The sequence below is a fragment of the Niabella drilacis genome, assembly GCF_900101395.1.
Lineage (GTDB): Bacteria > Bacteroidota > Bacteroidia > Chitinophagales > Chitinophagaceae > Niabella > Niabella drilacis.
Map to the genome: position 1 here is coordinate 1 of NZ_FMZO01000011.1, position 19,864 is coordinate 19,864.

A 19,864-nucleotide genomic window follows, 5' to 3' on the forward strand; every position below is an offset into this window, starting at 1 on the left:
TGTACCGGGCTATTGAAAAGGCGCTCCCGGTTATAGACTTCAGGTTGAGCCGGGGTAAAAACGCAGATAGTTCATACTCCACAGAATCGGTAAAACCATGAACAATCTTCAGGACAATGGATGAAAAGCTAAGTTTGGTGTTACGGGTAAAATCAACCGAACGGTTAAGATATTGCTTATCCAGAACGGGGCGCTCAACAAAAGAAAAGATTTTTTTTAGAGCCTTCGCTACTGCGCGCTCCTTCAGATTTTGTTACTTTTGACATATATTTTAGTTTTCAAACACAAAATAAGGCGTTTTTCCCCATAAGGTGATTATACGCCTTATTTTAATAGCATTGGTGTCCTCACAAACCACTAGTAATTACGCATTTTAATAAAATAGATTCCGGTTCATTATTAGCCGTCAGCAATCAGCTTTCAGCGGCCAGGTCAAAATAGAAAATAGTGAATGGTCAATCGGGTGTAAAATGAATTTACCTACGGAACTTTAAACCTCAAATAGACCATGCCCCTGCTACCACAGGCGCTGCACCAGTTCGCAGGTATTGAGGTCGTTGTTAAAGGATTTTTCGACCAGTGCTTTTCGGAACCGGATCTCGTCCTCGTCAAATGGCTTATAATAGAGCTGGGAAATGATGGAGGCAATGGCATTGGAATTGTTTCCGATATGGCAGGCACCTTCCAGGCCCGTACCGGACACCATTGCGGGGGTTGTTACACAATGCCTGCCGGAAAACAATGAGTGCAAAAGCTTTAGCCTTATTCCTGTAATATTTTTATTGAAGTTTGGCAGTACGTTGATATGGGCCTTTTGCACCAGGTCGTTGATCTCCGAATCGCTGGGATTGCCGATCAGGCAGGTGTGCTGGCAAAGTGATGCAGCCTTCTGTAACGGCCGCCCCGGGTCTTTTCCTGCAATGATGAAGGGCACCCTTACCTTATTAAAGACCTTGTTGAGCAGCCATAGCGCAGCTTCCTCGTTTTCCGCTACGGAAAGATTGCCATGAAAAAGGCAGTGTGTGCCCATGCCTTCAAGGCTGCTTACTTCCTGCCAGGAGGGATACGTGGGCAGCAGGAAGGCATCTTTAAATCCCTGGTCCTTGAAAAAGCGGATATCTGCTTCTGAAACGCAGGCCAGCATCAGGTTCCTGGGCAGCGTGGGCACATATTTCTTTATAAGCCGGCTTTCTGTTGTATAATAAAGCTTTTTAAAAAGATCAGAAGTGGCACGGGCCAGCTCCTTGTAATAGATCTCTTCATTATTATGCATGCGCACACAGATCTTCCGCTCCTTGTTTTCCAAAAAAGGCAGGATGCCGGTGCAATGGAGTCCTTCCAGCAGTATGGGATGATCGTCTTTGTTGAGCTGTTCCGTCAGCTCCCTGTTGATCCTGGAGGAAACGATATAAGGAAGCGAAAGGCTGAGGCATTCGGTTTTTTTCCTGCGTTTGTATACGTTTACCGATTCGCAAAAAATATTTAATTCCTTGGGAATGCCCCGCTCATTATAGCTGAAATAATGGAGATGCACTTTCACGCCGTGCCGGTTGAGGGCCCGGATGCGGTTCATCATATCAATAACGCCACCGTAGTCTGCCGGCCACGGCACATCCAAACAAACAATATGTAAATGATTGCTCAAGTTCTATACCAACGAGTTATAAAAATCCAGTACTTTATACTGTTCCCGCTCCCAATTTAGATCTTTTTTTGCTGACCTGCAATTGAGTTGTAATGTTTGATATAGAACAACATCTTCCATTAAAAGGTTGAGTTGGCCGGAAATGACGGCGGGCGATAATGCATCGATAAGCACTGCAATATGATATTGATCATTGATCTTCTTTATTTCCGGGTAATTCATGGTCAGTTGCGGGATCTCTGCCTGGATGTAATCGAAAAGCTTGTTGGGAAGCGCCCAGTACTGGTTCATGCCGGTGGCTTCAATAAGCCCCACAGCCACTTTTGCCTGGCGGATGGCATCCCGCAAAGCATCCGGAGGCGTCATCCCTTTCAGGATCACTTTTTCTTCCACGTTGTTTTCCTTTATAAGTTGTACCAGCTGCGGCATAAAATTCCCGTCTCCGTAAATATGCAGGGGATGGCGTACCTGTTTCATAGCAGGAATAAGCGCTTCAAATCCCCTGCCTTCATTAACGGCTCCGGCATAAATGATATATTCCGGCAGGCCGGGGGTACTCTCCTGGAGCTGGCTGGCAGCAATATTGCGTATGGTTTTATAGGATACCTGGTAGCGTTTCTCAAATTCGCGGGCAATACTGTCACATACGGTATACCCGTACCGGAACCCGGGTACCGCAAATTTTTCAATGGCCGTCCATATTTTAAATGATAAGGGATTTGTTTTTACTTCCTTTAATTCGGTAAAGAACTCATGGGCATCATAAACCCGCTTACTTCCATGAAGCCTGGATACAAACAGGCAGGGGAGGATCGTATCCAGGTCAATAGCACAAATAACAGGGACCTTATGGAACAACAGCCAAAAGAACAGGCGGATATTATATTCTGCATAAAACAACTTCCCCTTCGAAAAAAAACAGCGCAGTCTTTTTTGCCTGAATGGTTTGGCCGGCAGCGCGGAGGAACCCTTTAATTTGCGGCCAACCAGCGTGACCTGCCATCCGTTTGCTGCGAGCGTTGAGCAAATGCGGTTCATCCGCTGGTCAAATGACAGATCATTTGTGACGGTAAAAAAAACTCGTTTTTGTTTCAATCTTTTCGCGGATTATTGAACGTAGCCAGTGCAAGAATAATAAACAGGCGCGAATATCCTCATTTTTTGAGGGAAAATTTTGGGAATTTGAAAATTTGAGAATATGGGTCCTTATCAGGTATAAAACCGGATCTGACAAAAACCTTAAACTTTAAACCTGGAACCAAAGAAAGCCCCGGGAGGCGTGCACACGGATCAAATATGATTACTGTCCGCCCATGCCCTGCATGCCCCCCTGTATGCTTTCCTGTTCGCCTTTCATATTCTTGCGTTTGAACAGGGAAGCATCAAACTTACCGAAGCGATAGGCAAAATTCAGCCGGAAGAACTGCTGGTCGCGGGTGCGTACCTGGTGTTGATTAAAGAAGGTGGAGGAAGTATATACGTCATTCTTCCTTGTCTTGAAAATATCGTTCACACTAAGGGTCACAGAAGCTGCTTTTCCTTTGAGGAACTCATATTTCAGTGCAGCATCCACGCCATAATTGGGCATGGTGTAGCCCTGTGCATTGCCGCTTACCGTACCGCCCATAAATCCGCGTCCGCCGCCGGAGTTGTTACTGCTGCTGCCTCCCGGGGCCAGTACGGTTTTGGAATTATAATCTCCGGACAGCTGCAGCGTAAAGTTGGCAGGCAGCTTGAAATCATTATTGATCTTGCCAAACCAGCTATAGATCTGGTCTGCAGTTGGGATGGCCGGATCATCGATGTTGATTTTTGAGGTGTAGATATTGACGTTGCTGGTCAGATCCCACCAGGGGGTCAGCTTGTTCTTACCTACAGCCTCAAAGCCACCCACAAAACTGGAGTTGGCGTTGATGAACGTATTCACCAATACCGGCCGGTCGTTGATCGGGTTTACATCCGGCGACTGGTACCGGGTAATAAGCCCGAAAGTGTGCTTATAGTATACCGAAAGGATCAGGCTGTTGTTCCGGTTGAAATTGTTGGAGTAAGACAGCTCAAACGAGTTGGTGAACTCCGGCTTCAGGTCGGGATTACCCCGGCTAAGGTTGAGCGAATCAGAGTAATCCGTAAAGGGAAACAGCTGAAAGAATCCCGGGCGGTTGATGCGGCGGCTGTAGTTAAGCTGCAGATCCTGTTTGTCGTTTAGTTTCTGGCTCAGGAACACGCTTGGGAACAGGCTTACCGGGTACTTGATATTAAAGTGATTACTGGAAGACTCGAAATTGCCGGAACTGTTCCTGGTGCTGGTATAAACAGTACCGTCGTAGTTCGAACTTTCCAGCCTTACCCCAACCTGGTAGCCGAATTTTTCACCTATTTTACTGGAAAAATTGCCATAGGCGGCTAATACCTGGTCCTTATAATCGAACCGGGAAGACAGGGGTGGCTGCAGTTGCAGGGCGCCGTTGGAGAGTACGTAATACATATTGTTCTGGCTGGATACGCTGGTCTGGTTCATCCGCACGCCGGCTTCCAGTTTGGAATTATCGGACAGGGGGTTGGTATAATCCGCCTGGGCGGTAATGCGCTCCGTGGTCCCGTTGCCCTTCTGCAACTGGTTAAAGCTCCGGGTCTGTGGCCCAGAAACATTATCGAAGATGCTGTTGTTTACGGCTGTCTGGTTGTCATTTTTACTTTTATTATAGTTGGCATCTGCGGTGAGCTGGTGCCCGTTCTTTGGAAAATTATGTACATAGCCCAGGCTACCGCCGAGGTTGCGGAAACTAAAGTTTCCGTTGGATTCCCGGATGGTTTTGGAGTGGGCCTGGTATCCGTTGGCCAGCGTATCTACAAAAAGATCACTTTCCGTATTGTTATTGAATTTACCCTTTACCCCTATACCGGAAAGTGTAAGGGTATTACGGTTATCCAGAAAATAATCAAAACCTGCTCTTCCAAACATGAAGGTTCCATCGCCCACATTGTGGTCGGTTTGCAGCAGGCGGGTTGTAGTATCACTTAAAGTGGTAGACCGCTCGGTGGTTCCGTCGGAAACCGATTTACGCTGACCGTAATTGGCGTTGGCAAAAATGTTGAATTTACCCTGGCGGACGTTTACATTGCCGCCGGCATTCAACTTGCCCCGCTGGTCAATTCCCGCTCTTACGTTTCCGCTGTATCCCACCCGTTTTGTTTTTTTCAGCACAATGTTGAGAATACCGGCAGTTCCTCCGGATGCATCGTATTTGGCAGAAGGGTTGGTGATTACCTCAATAGTTTCGATCTGGTCGGAAGGGATCTGGTCCAGGGTAAGCGTTGTAGGCCTTCCGTCCACGAAGATCTGGGGGCTGCTGTTCCGGATGCTGATGTTCCCGTCGATATCGACGTTTACTGAAGGGATATTTTTTAAAAGGTCTGTTGCCGTGCCTCCTGCGGCCATCAGGTTATTTTCAACATTATATACTTTACGGTCAATACCCAGGCTCACAGAAGGCTTGGAGCCGGAAACCGTAACGTTGGAAAGGGTCTGGTTATCGATGCCCAGCCGGATATTGCCCAGGTCTTTGTCCAGGTTGCCCAGCAATGATGCCATGTCCCTGTTGCCCTGTTTTAATTTGGCGGGGTCAATAAAGGAAAAAGGTTTTTGATAGGCTTTATAACCGATCCCGGTGATCTCAAGCTGGTACCGGCCTATGGCGGGAACGCCTTCCAGCCGGAACTCACCGTTCGCCTTTGTGAGCATGCCGGTAACAACCGTTGTTTTGTTTTGCCCGGAAGCGCTGTCCTTTTTGATCTGGACCAGTTGTATGGATGCGGCATCGATCCCTTTGCCGGTTGCTGAATCGACTACTCTTCCATAGAGGGCTCCTGCGGGCATCTGGCCATTCTGTGCATATATACAGGTCGACAATAAAAGCATCAACCCCAGGAATAACTGTTTTTTCATTAAAAATTATTTTAGTGCGTTAGACGCGTAATTAATGGAATTCTTGTTATGGGCTTCAAAAAATTTGACAAATGCATAAAACCCGGTATAAAGCGGCCATTTAAAGGACAAAGCAAAGCAATACCAGGTTTACCAGCCCGATAACCAGTCCGTAAAGGAGCCCGGCGTTGCGGTACCGCCGGAGTTGAGCCGCCATATCCTTCTTCATAAGGGACGACAGTGGTTTTTCTGTAAGTTGCCGGGTTACGATCTGCTCAGGATTCAGTTCATTTTTAAGATTGGCTGTCAGCTGCAGCATCACCTGGGGAAACAGGGTCTTCAGCTGGTCGATAAAAACTTCCCGGATCTTATCGGTCGTTTTGTTGCCGATGAACATTGCCAGCATGGGGATCTCTTCCTTCAGTTTTACGTTCAGGAAATCATCAATATGTTTTTCGATGGAAGGCATTGCTTTTTCGATCAGTGCCGGGTCGCTGATCTTTTGCTCGATATTAAAAGACTGTTTCATCAGCTGGCCCGCCCAGTGCCCTGCTTTTGCAGCAAGCGGCGCATCCTGGCGGGGAAGGTACCGGTTCATAAAATAATTACCGGCGATCCAGTGAATCAGCCAGCCGGCAAAGGCCGAAACAGGAAGGATAAGGAATAACCAGCAGGACATGAAAACAGTTTTTATTATGGAATACCTACAAAAAAACCCCGAATCGCAATTCGGGGTTTGATCAGGGTGGCTAACCGGGTTCGAACCGGCGACCCTCAGAACCACAATCTGATGCTCTAACCAACTGAGCTATAGCCACCATTACAGGGCTGCAAATGTAAATAAAAAATCGGAACAAACCATAGGAAAATATTTATTTTGACATCAAATATTTTTATTGATGTAATTTTAGGCAGGAAATTTTATCAATTTATTGTCTTAAAAAAAAAAGTGAAATACGTAAGGCATCGTTTTAAGCAGTATTTTTGGTAAATGCGTGGTTTGTTAAAGTATATATTGAATATGAAAAGATTACCATTTATATTATTGGTTGTTTTATTGATCGGATCCTTTTTTGCATTTAAATCGTCTGTTGCCCGCACACCACCGGGCAAATACGAGCAGATCATGGGCCTGGTAGGCCAGCTTTTGGTTCAGGGACATTTCAGTCCGCAAAATATCGACGACAACTTTTCCAGGAAAGTCTTTGATAAATTTATGGATGACCTTGACTTTGAGAAGAACGTTTTTTTGAAGTCGGATTATGATTCGCTGGCGGCCATTTATGCCAACCATATTGATGATGAAATGAAAGGAGCCCCGGTACAGAGTTTTCTTGCGATCTCCGCTGTTTTTGATAAAAGGATCCAGGAATCCTCCAACTGGAGCAAGGCCATCCTGGCAAAGCCATTCGACTTTACGGTGAATGAATCCGTTGCCATGAATTTTGATAAGTTGCAGTATCCTGCCAGCGAAGCCGAACGCAGGGATCGCTGGAGAAAGAAACTGAAATACCTGACGCTGGAAAAATATGTAGACCTGCTGGATGAAAAGAAGGCGAATAAGGATCAGAAGGGCTATGTGATCAAAAGTGATAAGGAACTTGAGGCGCAGGCCCGCGGCAGGACAGATACCGTTATGGGCCGGCTATTTGAGCGTTACAAGGCGAAGTATACGGACAATGACAAGTTTGATATGTTCATGAATACTATCGCCAATACTATGGATCCGCATACCAGTTTTATGGCCCCGGTAGACCGGCGTTATTTTGATGAAGAGATGAGCGGTACTTTTTTTGGTATCGGCGCCTTATTACAACAGGCAGATGGCAAGATCAAGATTTCGTCGCTGAACGCAGGAAGCCCTGCTGAAAAGTCGGGTCAGCTGCAAAACGGGGACATCATTACCAAAGTGGCCCAGGGCGACGGTCCGGCGGAAGACCTGATGGGCTACAATGTACAGGACGCGGTAAAGCTGATCCGTGGTAAAGAAGGTACTATCGTAAAACTAACCGTAAGAAAAACGGACGGCACCGTGAAGGTTGTGGCTATTAAAAGGGAAAAGATCGAGGCCGATTTTGATACTTATGCCCGCAGCGCGGTGATCAATGACCCGGTAAAACATACGAAGGTGGGGATCATTTACCTGCCGGAATTCTATGCCGCTTTTGATGACCCCAACGGTCGCCGCAGCTACCTGGATGTGGCAAAAGAAGTGCAGAAACTGAAGGACGCCAAGGTAAACGGCATCATCATTGATCTGCGGTACAATGGCGGGGGCTCTTTGTATGATGTAGTGCAGATGGTAGGGCTTTTTGTAGGAAAGGGACCGGTGGTTCAGGTAAAAGACCGGATCAACAGGGCCAATGTACTGGATGTAAAAGATGAGTCCGTCCTTTATGATGGTCCGCTGGCAGTGATGGTCAATGAATTCAGCGCCTCTGCTTCCGAAATATTTGCCGCCGCCATACAGGACTATGGCAGGGGAGTGATCATCGGAAGTACCTCTACATTTGGAAAGGGTACGGTGCAGCGCAACTTTGGTTTGGATGCCAAGAACGGGATCACTTATGGCGAATCGGATCTGGGAACAGTAAAGCTGACACTACAAAAGTTTTACAGGGTAAGTGGCGGCTCTACCCAGTTAAAAGGTGTGGAGTCTGACATTGTGCTGCCCAGCTATATGGATGTGCTGAAGCTGAAGGAGAAAGATAATAAGGACGCATTACCTTACGACGAAATCGCCAGGGCTTCTTACAGCCCCTGGAAGAGCAGCTGGAACCTGGGCGAAATAAAAGCTTTGAGCGACCAGCGCCTGAAGACAGACAGTGCCTTCAAGATCATTAAAGCGAATAGTCAGTGGCTGGTACGGGAGAATGATGAAAGTTCCCTGAACATTGATACTTACCGGGCAGAGCGGAAGGCGATCAAAGCAAAATCGGATCAGCTGAATGCTGCTCAGAAGCTGAAGTCCACAATGGATATAACCCTGCTTCCGGCGGAGGTCAATAAATTTGCGGGAGATAAGACCAAGGCCGAAAGAGCCAAACAATGGCTGAAGAGCCTGAGTGAAGACATTTACCTGAACCAGGCCGCCGATGTAGTGGATGATATGATCAACATTGACCGCCTGGCAAAGAACGCCACGCCGGTAGTTACCCAATAAGTGCATTATAGCAAGGGCATGTGCCCGATGCACATGCAAAGAATAATAAACAGGAGGGAAGGAGCCATTGCTCTTTCCCTTTTTTTGCGGGTGCAGCGGGCATAAAAAAACCGGCTACAGGGCCGGTCTTGACGATATAGGTGATTGGTTTACGCTAAAAGACAAGCTTATTTAAATAAGCGGCTCCTTCTTTCACACATTCGATCGGTGCTTTTTCATAAGCTTCCTGTTCCAGGATATAGTGCTGCATTCCTTCTTTACGGGCTGCTGCAAGGATCGTTTTGAAATCAATGGAACCGGTGCCTACAATAACACTCAGGTTAGGTTCACCCTGTTTGGGCGTTACACCTTTTTTACGGTCTTTAACGTGGCAAAGCCGGAAGCGCCCGCTGTATTTCTTTAACCAGGCAATGGGATCCTGTCCGGCCGTTACCACCCAGTAAATATCCATCTCATAGTCCATCAGGGCTTTATCGGTATGCTGCATGAAAATGTCCTGTGGAAACTGCCCGTTCTGCAAGCGGAAGCTGTAGTCATGATTGTGATAGGCAAACCGGATCCCGTTCTTCTTACAGGTTTCACCGGCTTTATTAAATGAATCGGCCAGTCTTTTATAGTCGTCCAGCGATTTCTGCGGCCCTACGTAGGGGCAGATCAGGTAGCTCATGCCGATTTCAGCGGCTTCAGCGGCCTTGCGCTCAAAATCATGGGTATAATCGCAATGGCTGCTTACGATCTTCATGCCCAGCTCATCCATGTATCGCTTAAAACCCTTGTTCCCCATACCCCAAAACATGCCCTGTGCACCTTCGTAACTTTCAACCTCTTTATAACCAAAAGCTGCCAGCTGCTTCAGAATGCCCTTCGGATCTTTAGGAAGGTCATCCCGGAGGCTGTACAGTTGTATGCCTACGGCGGAAATACTCCCGGAGGCTTTTATACGGGAAGAAGCACTACACCCGGCATAGAGCGATGGCCCCAGCATCAGTCCCAGCGCTGCACCACCGGATCGTTTCAGGAATTCTTTTCTATTATACATAATTTATACTTTTAGCGGGATCATTAAACATCACATACAGCAATGGCTTCCTTTAAAGCCTGTTTCCGGTCCTCATCTGTTTTGCCCGTGGGTATGAACTCCTGCGCTACGTACCCTTTAAAACCGGTTGCTGCAATGGCTTTCATAATAGGAGGGTAATTCAGCTCCTGCAGCTCATTCAGCTCATGCCTGCCCGGAACGCCTGCGGTATGGTAGTGCGCAAAGTACTGGTGGTTGGAGCGGATGGTGGCAATCACGTTGCCCTCATCTACCTGCATGTGATAAATATCGTAAAGCAGTTTGAAGTTTTCAGAGCCAAGGCGTTTACACAATGCAACGCCCCAGGCGCTGTGGTCGCACATATAGTCATGATGATCAACCTTGCTGTTGAGCAGCTCCATCACCAATGTTACTTTATTTTTTTCAGCAATCGACAGGATCTTTTTTAACCCCTGTTCACAGTTCTTTAAACCGGTTTCATCATCCATACCCCGGCGGTTGCCGCTGAAGCAGATCAGGTTCTTATAGCCGGCTTTTGCTACATATTCTATATGTTCGGTATAGCTCTTTATGAGCGTACTGTGAAAATTCGGCTCATTCCAGCCATCTACCAGGTTAATTTCAGCACCATTGCACATGCTGGAGTAAATGCCGTGCTTTTTTAATGTATCCCAGTCTTTGGGCCCTACCAGGTCAATGGCAGCAAAGCCCAGCTCCTTAACCATAGCACAAAGCTGTTCCAGCGACAGGCTGCCGTAAGTCCACCGGCACACACTATGATTAATAGTTCCTTTTAAACGCATTTTCTTTTTATTATTATTTAATACCGTGCTCCAGCCGGTTGTAGTTCCGGCAAGGGCGGCTGCTACTGCAATTGTCTGGATCGCTTTCCTGCGGGTGGTCTTTTTCATAAACATTATTGAGGAAGTTCCGCAGCTTTTGATTTATCGCGGAAGAGCAATGCGAATAAGATCATTACCACGGCGGCAATGCCTGCAGGGATCAGCCATACCATTTTCCAGTCCGGCGTGCCCGCTGCTGTTTTGTATTGCTCCGAAATAAAACCGGCTACCCAAAAACCGATCAGCATACCTACCCCGTAAGTGGCAAGGGTAATGAGCCCCTGGGCCGAGCTTTTATATTTTTCACCGGCCTTGGCATCGGTATAGATCTGACCGGAAACAAAGAAAAAGTCATAGCAAACTCCATGCAGCACAATACCGGTAAGTAACATAAAAGCCAGTTCCCCGGCATTGCCATAGGCAAATAAGGTGTAGCGGATCACCCAGGCCAGCATCCCTACAAGAATGGTATTTTTAAACCCGAAGCGCTTAAAGAACACGGGGAGCAGGAGGATGAACAGCGCCTCGGAAACCTGGCCCAATGCCATTTTTCCGGTTGCATTCTCCAGCCCGATGCCGGTAAGGAAGGGGTTGGCATTCTGATAGTAGAAGGCCAGCGGGATACAGATGGCGATTGAGGCAATAAAGAAAAGCAAAAAGTTCGGATCTTTTAAAAGTTTTAAAGCATCCAGCCCCAGGATCTGCGAAACACTGGCATTGCCTTCTGCTTTCTTAGGCGGCGTTTTGGGAAGTGTAAAACTGAAGAGCCCGAGTACGCCGGCAGCAACAGCTGCCATCAGGAAGGTATTCTTTAATGTGCCGTCTGCTGCATTATTTTGTACGTTATCCCATTTAAGCCAGCTGATCAGCAAACCTGCCAGGATCCAGCCAATGGTTCCGAATACCCGGATATTGGAAAATTGTTTTTCCGGATTGCTCATTTGGCGGAAAGAAACCGAATTAACCAATGCCAGGGTAGGCATATATACGATCATGTAGCCAAAGGTATAGGGGTAAAATGCGCTTACATCAGGAGCTTTATACATCATATACATCAGGATGGCCCCGGCAATATGCAAAACTCCCAGGATCCGCTCTGCGTTAAAGAAACGGTCGGCGATCAACCCTATAATGAAAGGTGCGATGATGGCGCCATAGGACTGGGTGGAAAACACTTTTGCACTATCCAGGCCATCGGCTCCCAAATTGGTTCCCAGGTAAGTACCCAGGGTCACAAACCAGGCCCCCCATATAAAGAACTCCAGGAACATCATAACGGATAACTGCACTTTGACGGACGATTTCATATTACTGCTTTAGAAGATGTATTTTAATTGAGTGAAAAGGTAAGGGACTGTAGGAGACCGGTCAGGCTGCCTGGAGCTGCTTATTTTTATTACGAATATAGATGTTTAAGCCAATAAAAGCTACGATGAGTATGGCCGGGATGATGAGGGTCGTATTAATAATCTCCGGGCCCGCGGCCTTATTGGCCTCCGCAAGCGCGTTCTTCATTTCGAGGGTGGCTTCGGGAGCACCGTACTCCTTCAGGTTGGCACCTGCCGGCAGTTTTTCTGCAATCAGCCGGTCGTATACGCCGCCCATCAGCATCATATATACGGATACGGCAAACATGCCTGCGCCGCCCATAAGGTTTAACCCGATGGCACCGGTCTTGGGCAGGTATTCGGATACAAATCCCAGCATAGTGGGCCAGAAATAGCAAACGCCGGCACCAAAGATCAGCGCACCGGCAAAGATCATATTGCCCGATGTGTTACCCAGCAGGTAAAGCCCGATGGTAGCTACGATGGCAGACATCAGCAAAACACCCTGGGGGGCCAGCCGCTCCACAATGGGGCCTGCCAGGGCACGGCCGATCACCATTACACCGGTAGAAACGGTCAGTACCAGCAATGCATTGTCGGTAATATTCCGCAGCAATACATCGATCCACTGGCCGGTGAACAGTTCCGTGATCGCTGTTCCAAACATGCAGATAAGCATAAAAATAAACAAAGGGTTGCCCAGCGAGCGATACATTTCTGAAGTAGAAACGCCGCTTGCGACCCGCTCGGTAACCGGGAATTTCAGCTTAGAGAAAAGGAACCCGTAAATCAGCGTTGGGATCAGCATAATACCCACCTGCACCTGCCAGCTCAGCGCCACCTTGTCGAAGAAATAAACAATAAGGGTACCCAATACGATCCCGCCGGGGAACCACAAATGAAAGTGATTCAGTTTGGTGGTTTTATTTTCAGGATACAGCGCCGTAACCAGCGGGTTGCAGGCTGCCTCCACGGTGCCGTTTGCGATACCAATAAATAAGGTAGAAAAAAACAAGGCCCAGAAAGGGTTGCCGAATTTACCGGAAAATATCGTTAGCACGATACCTAAAAGATGAAATACAAATGCAAATACCAGCAGGCGCTTCATCCCGATGATGTCCACCACTATACCACCAATGATCACCGCCAGGGGAAATCCCCAGAAGGCCGTAGCGGCAATGGTTCCCAGTTCCGCTTTATCCAGTCCAAAATCTACTCCCAGCTTATTTAATATACCCGCCCTGATCCCAAAGGAGAGTGAAGTTACCAGGAGCGCTAAACAGCTTGCCACAAATAGTTGGGGTCGTTGAATTGATTTCATACCAATGCTTTCGTTAATGATTTGATCCGAAAAAATGTTTAAAGGCTAAATGTACTATTTTTTCATTCTTGAAAATAATAAAGCAGCTTTTTTTTCAACAGTCAGCATAACACACATTCGTATAAAGGATTTTGATACAGGTACTCTTCCTGTAACAGAAAACAGGAAAAGTATTTGGAAGCTCCGAAAATCTAAAATGATTCGTTGAAAGTTTTGTACATTTAGCCGGTGTATTGCTTCACTAAAAAATTATAAATAAATAACGATAATATGACAACGCTGAAAGGCCCTGGTATTTTCCTGGCGCAGTTTGCCGGAGACAAAGCTCCGTTTAATACATTAGAGTCCATATGCACCTGGGCCGCATCGCTTGGGTTCAAAGGGGTACAGATCCCTACGAATAACGACCAGTTCATCGATCTTCAGAAAGCAGCGGAAAGTAAGACCTATGCGGATGAGATCAAAGGCATCGTGAATGCATGTGGTATGGAGATCACGGAGCTCTCCACGCATTTGCAGGGGCAGCTGGTGGCCGTGCACCCGGCTTACGACCTGCTGTTTGATTCTTTTGCACCGGAGCAGGCACGTAATAACCCAAAGGCCCGTACCGAATGGGCCATACAACAAATGAAATATGCTGCAAAAGCTTCGCAGAATCTTGGGCTGAATGCACATGCTACTTTTAGCGGTTCTTTATTATGGCATGTTTTTCATCCGTGGCCACAGCGGCCTGCAGGGCTGGTAGAAGAGGGCTTTACAGAACTGGCCCGGCGCTGGACCCCCATCCTGAATGCTTTTGACGAGAGTGGCGTGGATGTATGCTATGAGATCCACCCGGGGGAGGACCTGTTCGACGGCGACACCTACGAGATGTTCCTGGAAAAGGTAAACAACCATCCCAGGGCCTGCCTGCTGTATGATCCCTCGCATTTTGTACTGCAATGCCTCGATTATATTGAATACATCGATATCTTCCACGAACGCATTAAAGCGTTTCATGTAAAGGACTCCGAATTCAACCCCACGGGCAGGAAAGGCGCGTTTGGCGGATACCAGCCCTGGTTAAAAAGAGCCGGGCGTTACAGGAGCCCGGGCGATGGGCAGGTGGATTTTAAGACCATCTTCTCAAAGCTTGCGGAATATGATTTTAAGGGCTGGGCGGTTATGGAATGGGAATGCTGCCTGAAGCACCCCGAAGACGGGGCAAGGGAAGGCGCCCAGTTTATTAAGGAGCATATTATCCGGGTAACAGAAAAGGCTTTTGATGATTTTGCTGCAACCGTAAAAGATGATGCACTAAATAAGAAAGTTTTAGGGATCAATTAATATCTTTATAAAAAATTTCAAACAAACAGACAGAACATGAAGAAAATTATTTTATCTGCGGTCATACTGGCAACGGTTGCTGCGGCATGTGGCGGAGGTGAAGAAAAGAAAGCGGAAGGAGCAGGCTCCGAAACCACTACCACCGAAAAAAAGAACGATGCTTCCGCTAATCCGGATTACCAGGCGGGATTGGCCCTGGTAGGCCAGTACCAGTGTATTACCTGTCATAAGATCGATGAAAAATTAACAGGTCCGGCGTACCGGGATGTGGCTAATAAATATGCAGGAGCCGATGATGCAACGATTACCAAGCTGGCTCAGAAAGTGATCTCCGGCGGAAGCGGAGTTTGGGGCGAAGTACCGATGACCCCGCATCCGAATGTATCCGAAGCGGATGCCAAAACTATGGTAAAGTATATTTTGTTATTAAAAAAATAACCCTGTTAAACGTTCAATATGACAAGAACCTTTTTGATTGCAGCGGTCCTGGGCATTACCGCGTATTCCTGTTCGGGCCAGAAACAAACTCCAACCAGCGATGCTCCTGCAAATACCCTGAGCAGGAAAGAAAAAGCCGCGGGGTGGAAATTGCTGTTTGATGGTAAAACAACTACCGGATGGCATAACTATGGTAAGGACGCCGCAGGTACTGCCTGGCAGGCGGTGGATGGTACCCTGCAGCTGGACGGGAATGCCAAAGATGGAAGGGGCGACCTGATCAGCAATGATGAATATGGGAATTTTGAGCTGCAGCTCGACTGGAAGATCTCCCAGAACGGTAACAGCGGTATTTGTCTTTATGTGATCGACAACAAAGACAAATATAAATATATGTGGTACACAGGACTTGAAATGCAGATCCTGGATAATGACGGCCATCCCGATGGTAAGATTACCAAACACCGTGCAGGAGACCTGTATGATCTCATAAAGAGCAGCAGCGAGCCGGTAAAGGCCGTAGGAGAATGGAACCATGTAGCCATCAAGAGCCTGAATGGTAAACTGGATTTTTATCTGAATGGCGTTCATATCGTAGACACGCATCTGTGGGACGACAACTGGCGTACGCTGGTGGCCGGAAGCAAGTTTAGGGATCTCCCGGATTTTACCGCCTTTAAATCGGGACATATCGGTTTGCAGGACCATGGCAATACAGTATGGTTCCGCAATATCAAAGTAAGAAAGTTATAATTCAACACATACCGGGTTCATGTACGCTCACCGAAGATTCAGCCGTGTACTGATTCTTGCGTTGTCCTTATTGTTTTTACAGGAAGGAGCAACAGCGCAGCAGGCACGATCAGCATTTGCCATTGGCGACTCCAGTTTTTTACTCAACCAGAAACCATTTGTGATACGATGCGGTGAGATGCATTATACACGTATGCCCAGGGCATACTGGCGGCACCGGCTGAAGATGGCAAAGGCCATGGGGCTGAATACGGTATGTGCTTATCTCTTCTGGAATTTTACGGAAAGAGAGCCGGGCAACTTTAACTGGAGCGGCCAGGCCGATGCGGCAGAGTTTTGCCGTATAGCGCAGCAGGAAGGGCTTTATGTGATCCTGCGGCCGGGGCCTTATTCCTGTGCAGAATGGGAGTTTGGCGGCTTCCCCTGGTGGCTGCTTAAAGACAAGGCAATGCAGGTACGCACACAAAATGCGCACTACCTGGAAGCCTGCAAACGTTACCTGATGGAAGTGGGCAAACAACTGGCGCCCCTGCAGGTTGACAAGGGGGGAAACATCCTGATGGTGCAGGTAGAGAACGAATACGGAAGCTTTGGCTCCGACCGGGAATATATCGGTAAGATACGCGACTTTTTAAAAGAGGCTGGCTTTACGGTTCCTTTTTTTACCTGCGACGGACCGGTACAGTTAAAAAATGATGTACGCCCGGACATTTTTGCTGCAGTCAATTTTGGCGGTAACCCCGAAGCTGGTTTTAAAGCATTGCGAACCGTACAGGCGCACGGCCCCCTGATGTGTGCAGAGTACTACCCGGGCTGGTTCGACAGCTGGGGACGTCCGCACCATACCGGCTCCAGCCAGCGGGTTATTGATGAGCTGAAATGGATGCTGGATCACCAGGCATCATTCAGCATTTACATGGCGCATGGGGGCACTACTTTTGGTACTTTTTCCGGAGCCAATGCCCCGCCATACCTGCCGCAAACCAGCAGTTATGATTATGATGCCCCCATTAATGAAGCGGGTAATGCCACTTCCAAGTTCTATGCCATACGGGAGCTCCTGGGCAAATACCTGCAGCCGGGAGAAACGCTGCCTGATGTGCCGGAGGCCACGGAAGCCCGGTCTTTGAGTCCCATCCGTTTTACGGCAACCGCTCCTTTATGGAACAACCTCCCGCCGGCTGTTGCGGCAGATACGGCAATGCTGATGGAGGACCTGGACCAGGGATATGGCGCGGTGCTTTATGAAACCCTGCTTCCGGCAGGAGGAACAGCTTCCGTTCAGTTTGCCGATATACACGATTATGCCATAGTGTACCTTAATAAAAAACAGGTGGGTACCATGGACCGGCGTAAAGGGAACTTTACCCTCAATATTCCCGCACGTGCAAAAGCAACACCGCTGCAGATCCTGGTAGAAGCCACGGGAAGAGTCAATTACGGCTATTTGATGCATGACCGGAAGGGCATTCACGGAAAGGTGATCCTGGATGATGGTAAAACAAAAAAAGAGCTTAAAGGATGGAAGAACTATCCCATCGGGCTGGGGGATAAGACCCTCCCGGTAACGTATACCGCGCTTTCCAAAGCAGGGCAACCGGGAGCCGCTTTTTACAAAGCCACTTTTGAAGTAAACGAGTTAAAAGATACCTATCTCGATCTCCGGAAATGGAATAAGGGGCTGGTATGGGTAAATGGGATCTGCCTGGGCCGGTACTGGAATATTGGCCCTACGCAAACTATGTACCTTCCCGGGTGCTGGCTGAAGAAAGGAACCAATGAGATCGTAGTCTTCGATCTCCTGGGCCTGGCCCGTCCGGAACTGCACGGACTGGATAAGCCCATCCCGGATTCGGTAACAGAAAAGCGCGCCCAGGCTCATAAAAAGGCCTCACAAAAATGGACCGCTCCCGCTTCCGGTGCTTACCACAGCGGCGCATTTGAAGATAGCAAAGAATGGCAAACAGTTTCCTTCAAGCCGGTAACGGCAAGATATTTTTGCCTGGAAGCTTTAAATGAATTTAAGAACCAGCCCTATACTTCCGCTGCGGAGATCCAGTTGCTGGATGCAGATGGTAAGGAGATCCCGCGCAGCGCCTGGAAAGTAATGTTCGCCGATAGTGAAGAGGTAGATGGTGACGACGGCAACGCAGCCAATCTCTTTGACCTTCAGTTTACAAGTATCTGGCATACCGAATGGCAGGACCGGAGTCCTAAACATCCGCACCAGGTAGTGATCGATCTTGGCAAGGCCTACAAAGTAGCCGGGCTGAAATTGCTCCCCCGCCAGGATAATCCCAACGGGCGCATCAAAGATTACCGGCTCTATTTTTCAGCTACACCGTTCAAAGGCCTGTAGATCCGGGGAGCAGCCCGCTTTCAGTATCTGAAAATAAGGCATCCGTAAGGCATGCAGAGCTTTTCCCATCTTCTTTGAAACCCGGAATATCCATCAGGCTAAGGGGAAATGCGTGGCCCCAAAACCAGGCACCAGGTTCACTAAGACATACACAGTTTCTTACTTTTCACTCTTCACACTTTTCACTTTTCACTTCACACTTTTCACTTCTTAGTTTCTCATTTCTTCCTCTTTTCACCTTTCCTCAGAATCTTTAGCGCCCTGCTGCGTACTCCCGGCGAGGCGTTGGGCAGTATAAATTCCACTGCTGTTTTCAGCTCCGGCAGGATCTCCGGGTAGTTATCTGTCATCTGGTTAAGAATGCCAATGGCGAAGGCACGGGCGGCGATCGTTTCACCCGGGTCCTCAAGAATGCGGAAGCAGCTATCCATTACCGGGCCATGAAATTTTTCCGGAATCCCGGGGGCCTGGTCCATCAACCGAAGAATATTCCTTTTTACGGCTGCCGGCTGCTCCGGGTCGTTCAGCAGTGCAACGATCGTTTTATAATGGGGCATGATCAGTTCCGGATGCAGGATCACACAATAACTCAGGGGCCAGGCAGCCCTTTGTGCCACCCGGGGTTCGCTCCTGGCAAAAAGGGCAAACAGCTGGTCAAACCGGCCTTGATCCGGCCCGATCCATTCAACAATTTCAGCAACCTGTTCTTTTCTTATCGGTGCAGATAATAATACCGGCAAATTCATGACAGCAGGGATTAAAAGAAAAAAGCCGGTAAAACCGGCTTTCAAAAATAAGATTTAAATATACTAGTTTCTTCTTCCGAATAAACGCAGCAACATCAGGAACAGGTTGATGAAATCCAGGTAAAGGCTTAAAGCCCCCATGATAGCCAGCTTCTTTACATCACCGGCGATCACGTTACCATCCTGGTCGATCCCTTCGCCGATCCTTTTTAATTTCTGCACATCATATGCCGTTAAACCGGTAAAAACGATCACCCCGATAAAGCTGATGATATAGCTCATCGTATTGCTTCCCAGGAAAATATTCACGATGGAGGCTATGATGATCCCGATCAGGCCCATCATCATAATACGCCCCATGGAAGTGAGGTCCTGCTTGGTCGTATAGCCCATCACCGCCATTACACCAAACATCAGCGCAGCGGTAAGGAAACAGCCGAATACAGAAGTTGCAGTATAAGTAAGTAAGATAAAGCTAAAGCTGATCCCGTTTATCGCCGAGTAAACAAGCAGTAAGGCCATTAAAACCGGGGCGGAAAGCCGGTTAAAGGCAAAGGACATCAGTAATACAAAGCCCAGCGGCGCAAACATGATCGCATAAAATAAGAGTTTATTGGATAGAATCGGAGCAATGTATTGCTCCGGATTGCCCGCGAAAAGATAGGCAACCACTGCTGTGATGCCTAATGCAATAAACATATAGGTAAACACATTGGCCAGGAAAGAGCGTGATCCTGAACCTACGGCTTCATTCCTTGAAAAAATACTGTCTGGCGTGCTTCTTGAATAATTGTCTTCCATTGTTTTGTCAATTTTGTACGTGAAAATAAACGAAAAAAGCTAGTTTACAAAAGATTAGACCGCTAAAATAAAACAGATCACCGTCCCTCCTGTAATGTTTAAGATAGCAACAGGAAAAGGCGTCAAATGTTCCCGGAAACCACAAAAAAATATTAGCGTGACTTTTTCCCCGCAA

Annotated in this window: 15 protein-coding genes and 1 tRNA gene; 5 read left to right on the forward strand and 11 right to left on the reverse strand. The window is 47.8% G+C overall.

Annotation, left to right across the window (positions count from 1 at the left end; translation table 11 throughout):
• Window positions 1-517: 517 nt before the first annotated feature.
• From BLS44_RS17685 to BLS44_RS17705, 5 genes are all read right to left on the reverse strand, one after another.
• Complete coding sequence (locus BLS44_RS17685) at window positions 518-1,645, reverse strand: glycosyltransferase (protein ID WP_090391567.1); 1,128 nt, start codon at window positions 1,643-1,645, stop codon at window positions 518-520.
• Between the two features lie 3 nt (window positions 1,646-1,648).
• A complete protein-coding gene (locus BLS44_RS17690) occupies window positions 1,649-2,740 on the reverse strand; it encodes a glycosyltransferase (RefSeq protein WP_245729254.1) in 1,092 nt (363 codons plus the stop codon).
• Window positions 2,741-2,945: 205 nt separating this feature from the next.
• Window positions 2,946-5,594 carry a TonB-dependent receptor domain-containing protein gene (locus BLS44_RS17695; protein WP_090391569.1) on the reverse strand — a complete coding sequence of 883 codons (2,649 nt, stop codon included), beginning with the start codon at window positions 5,592-5,594 and terminating at the stop codon, window positions 2,946-2,948.
• Between the two features lie 100 nt (window positions 5,595-5,694).
• On the reverse strand, window positions 5,695-6,252 hold the full coding sequence (locus BLS44_RS17700; RefSeq protein ID WP_090391570.1) for a DUF445 domain-containing protein: 558 nt from the start codon (window positions 6,250-6,252) through the stop codon (window positions 5,695-5,697).
• A gap of 65 nt (window positions 6,253-6,317) precedes the next feature.
• Window positions 6,318-6,391 (reverse strand) — tRNA-His (locus tag BLS44_RS17705).
• 203 nt (window positions 6,392-6,594) lie between these two features.
• On the opposite strand from BLS44_RS17705, the gene BLS44_RS17710 reads away from it, so the two are divergent.
• Window positions 6,595-8,736 carry a carboxy terminal-processing peptidase gene (locus tag BLS44_RS17710; protein WP_090391571.1) on the forward strand — a complete coding sequence of 714 codons (2,142 nt, stop codon included), beginning with the start codon at window positions 6,595-6,597 and terminating at the stop codon, window positions 8,734-8,736.
• A 154-nt stretch (window positions 8,737-8,890) separates the two neighbouring features.
• Here the strand turns inward: BLS44_RS17710 and BLS44_RS17715 are convergent, their stop codons facing one another.
• From BLS44_RS17715 to BLS44_RS17730, 4 genes are all read right to left on the reverse strand, one after another.
• Window positions 8,891-9,775 carry a sugar phosphate isomerase/epimerase family protein gene (locus BLS44_RS17715; RefSeq protein ID WP_090391572.1) on the reverse strand — a complete coding sequence of 295 codons (885 nt, stop codon included), beginning with the start codon at window positions 9,773-9,775 and terminating at the stop codon, window positions 8,891-8,893.
• A 23-nt stretch (window positions 9,776-9,798) separates the two neighbouring features.
• Entirely contained in the window at window positions 9,799-10,686 is an 888-nt protein-coding gene (locus BLS44_RS17720; protein WP_245729255.1) for a hydroxypyruvate isomerase family protein, read from the reverse strand.
• A gap of 5 nt (window positions 10,687-10,691) precedes the next feature.
• Entirely contained in the window at window positions 10,692-11,924 is a 1,233-nt protein-coding gene (locus BLS44_RS17725; RefSeq protein ID WP_090391574.1) for a nucleoside permease, read from the reverse strand.
• 61 nt (window positions 11,925-11,985) lie between these two features.
• A complete protein-coding gene (locus BLS44_RS17730; RefSeq protein WP_245729256.1) occupies window positions 11,986-13,236 on the reverse strand; it encodes an MFS transporter in 1,251 nt (416 codons plus the stop codon).
• Window positions 13,237-13,536: 300 nt separating this feature from the next.
• On the opposite strand from BLS44_RS17730, the gene BLS44_RS17735 reads away from it, so the two are divergent.
• Genes BLS44_RS17735 through BLS44_RS17750 form a run of 4 tightly spaced genes read left to right on the forward strand, consistent with a single transcriptional unit; the run spans window position 13,537 to window position 18,142 of the window.
• Window positions 13,537-14,592, forward strand: coding sequence for a sugar phosphate isomerase/epimerase family protein (locus BLS44_RS17735; RefSeq protein ID WP_090391576.1), 1,056 nt, complete (start codon window positions 13,537-13,539; stop codon window positions 14,590-14,592).
• A 36-nt stretch (window positions 14,593-14,628) separates the two neighbouring features.
• Window positions 14,629-15,030 carry a c-type cytochrome gene (locus tag BLS44_RS17740; RefSeq protein ID WP_090391577.1) on the forward strand — a complete coding sequence of 134 codons (402 nt, stop codon included), beginning with the start codon at window positions 14,629-14,631 and terminating at the stop codon, window positions 15,028-15,030.
• Window positions 15,031-15,048: 18 nt separating this feature from the next.
• Window positions 15,049-15,783, forward strand: a complete 735-nt coding sequence (locus BLS44_RS17745) for a 3-keto-disaccharide hydrolase (protein ID WP_090391578.1) — start codon at window positions 15,049-15,051, stop codon at window positions 15,781-15,783.
• 19 nt (window positions 15,784-15,802) lie between these two features.
• Entirely contained in the window at window positions 15,803-18,142 is a 2,340-nt protein-coding gene (locus BLS44_RS17750; RefSeq protein ID WP_090391579.1) for a beta-galactosidase, read from the forward strand.
• A 218-nt stretch (window positions 18,143-18,360) separates the two neighbouring features.
• Here the strand turns inward: BLS44_RS17750 and BLS44_RS17755 are convergent, their stop codons facing one another.
• Entirely contained in the window at window positions 18,361-18,888 is a 528-nt protein-coding gene (locus tag BLS44_RS17755; RefSeq protein WP_090391707.1) for a hypothetical protein, read from the reverse strand.
• Between the two features lie 63 nt (window positions 18,889-18,951).
• A complete protein-coding gene (locus BLS44_RS17760; RefSeq protein ID WP_090391580.1) occupies window positions 18,952-19,689 on the reverse strand; it encodes a Bax inhibitor-1/YccA family protein in 738 nt (245 codons plus the stop codon).
• Window positions 19,690-19,864: the final 175 nt, after the last annotated feature.

Excerpts from the sequence above, each read along its gene's own strand:
- BLS44_RS17695 (WP_090391569.1), bottom strand. The coding sequence starts at position 5,594 with ATGAAAAAACAGTTATTCCTGGGGTTGATGCTTTTATTGTCGACCTGT.
- BLS44_RS17700 (WP_090391570.1), bottom strand. The coding sequence starts at position 6,252 with ATGTCCTGCTGGTTATTCCTTATCCTTCCTGTTTCGGCCTTTGCCGGC.
- BLS44_RS17710 (WP_090391571.1), top strand. The coding sequence starts at position 6,595 with ATGAAAAGATTACCATTTATATTATTGGTTGTTTTATTGATCGGATCC.
- BLS44_RS17715 (WP_090391572.1), bottom strand. The coding sequence starts at position 9,775 with ATGTATAATAGAAAAGAATTCCTGAAACGATCCGGTGGTGCAGCGCTG.
- BLS44_RS17720 (WP_245729255.1), bottom strand. The coding sequence starts at position 10,686 with ATGAAAAAGACCACCCGCAGGAAAGCGATCCAGACAATTGCAGTAGCA.
- BLS44_RS17725 (WP_090391574.1), bottom strand. The coding sequence starts at position 11,924 with ATGAAATCGTCCGTCAAAGTGCAGTTATCCGTTATGATGTTCCTGGAG.
- BLS44_RS17735 (WP_090391576.1), top strand. The coding sequence starts at position 13,537 with ATGACAACGCTGAAAGGCCCTGGTATTTTCCTGGCGCAGTTTGCCGGA.
- BLS44_RS17740 (WP_090391577.1), top strand. The coding sequence starts at position 14,629 with ATGAAGAAAATTATTTTATCTGCGGTCATACTGGCAACGGTTGCTGCG.
- BLS44_RS17745 (WP_090391578.1), top strand. The coding sequence starts at position 15,049 with ATGACAAGAACCTTTTTGATTGCAGCGGTCCTGGGCATTACCGCGTAT.
- BLS44_RS17750 (WP_090391579.1), top strand. The coding sequence starts at position 15,803 with ATGTACGCTCACCGAAGATTCAGCCGTGTACTGATTCTTGCGTTGTCC.
- BLS44_RS17755 (WP_090391707.1), bottom strand. The coding sequence starts at position 18,888 with ATGAATTTGCCGGTATTATTATCTGCACCGATAAGAAAAGAACAGGTT.
- BLS44_RS17760 (WP_090391580.1), bottom strand. The coding sequence starts at position 19,689 with ATGGAAGACAATTATTCAAGAAGCACGCCAGACAGTATTTTTTCAAGG.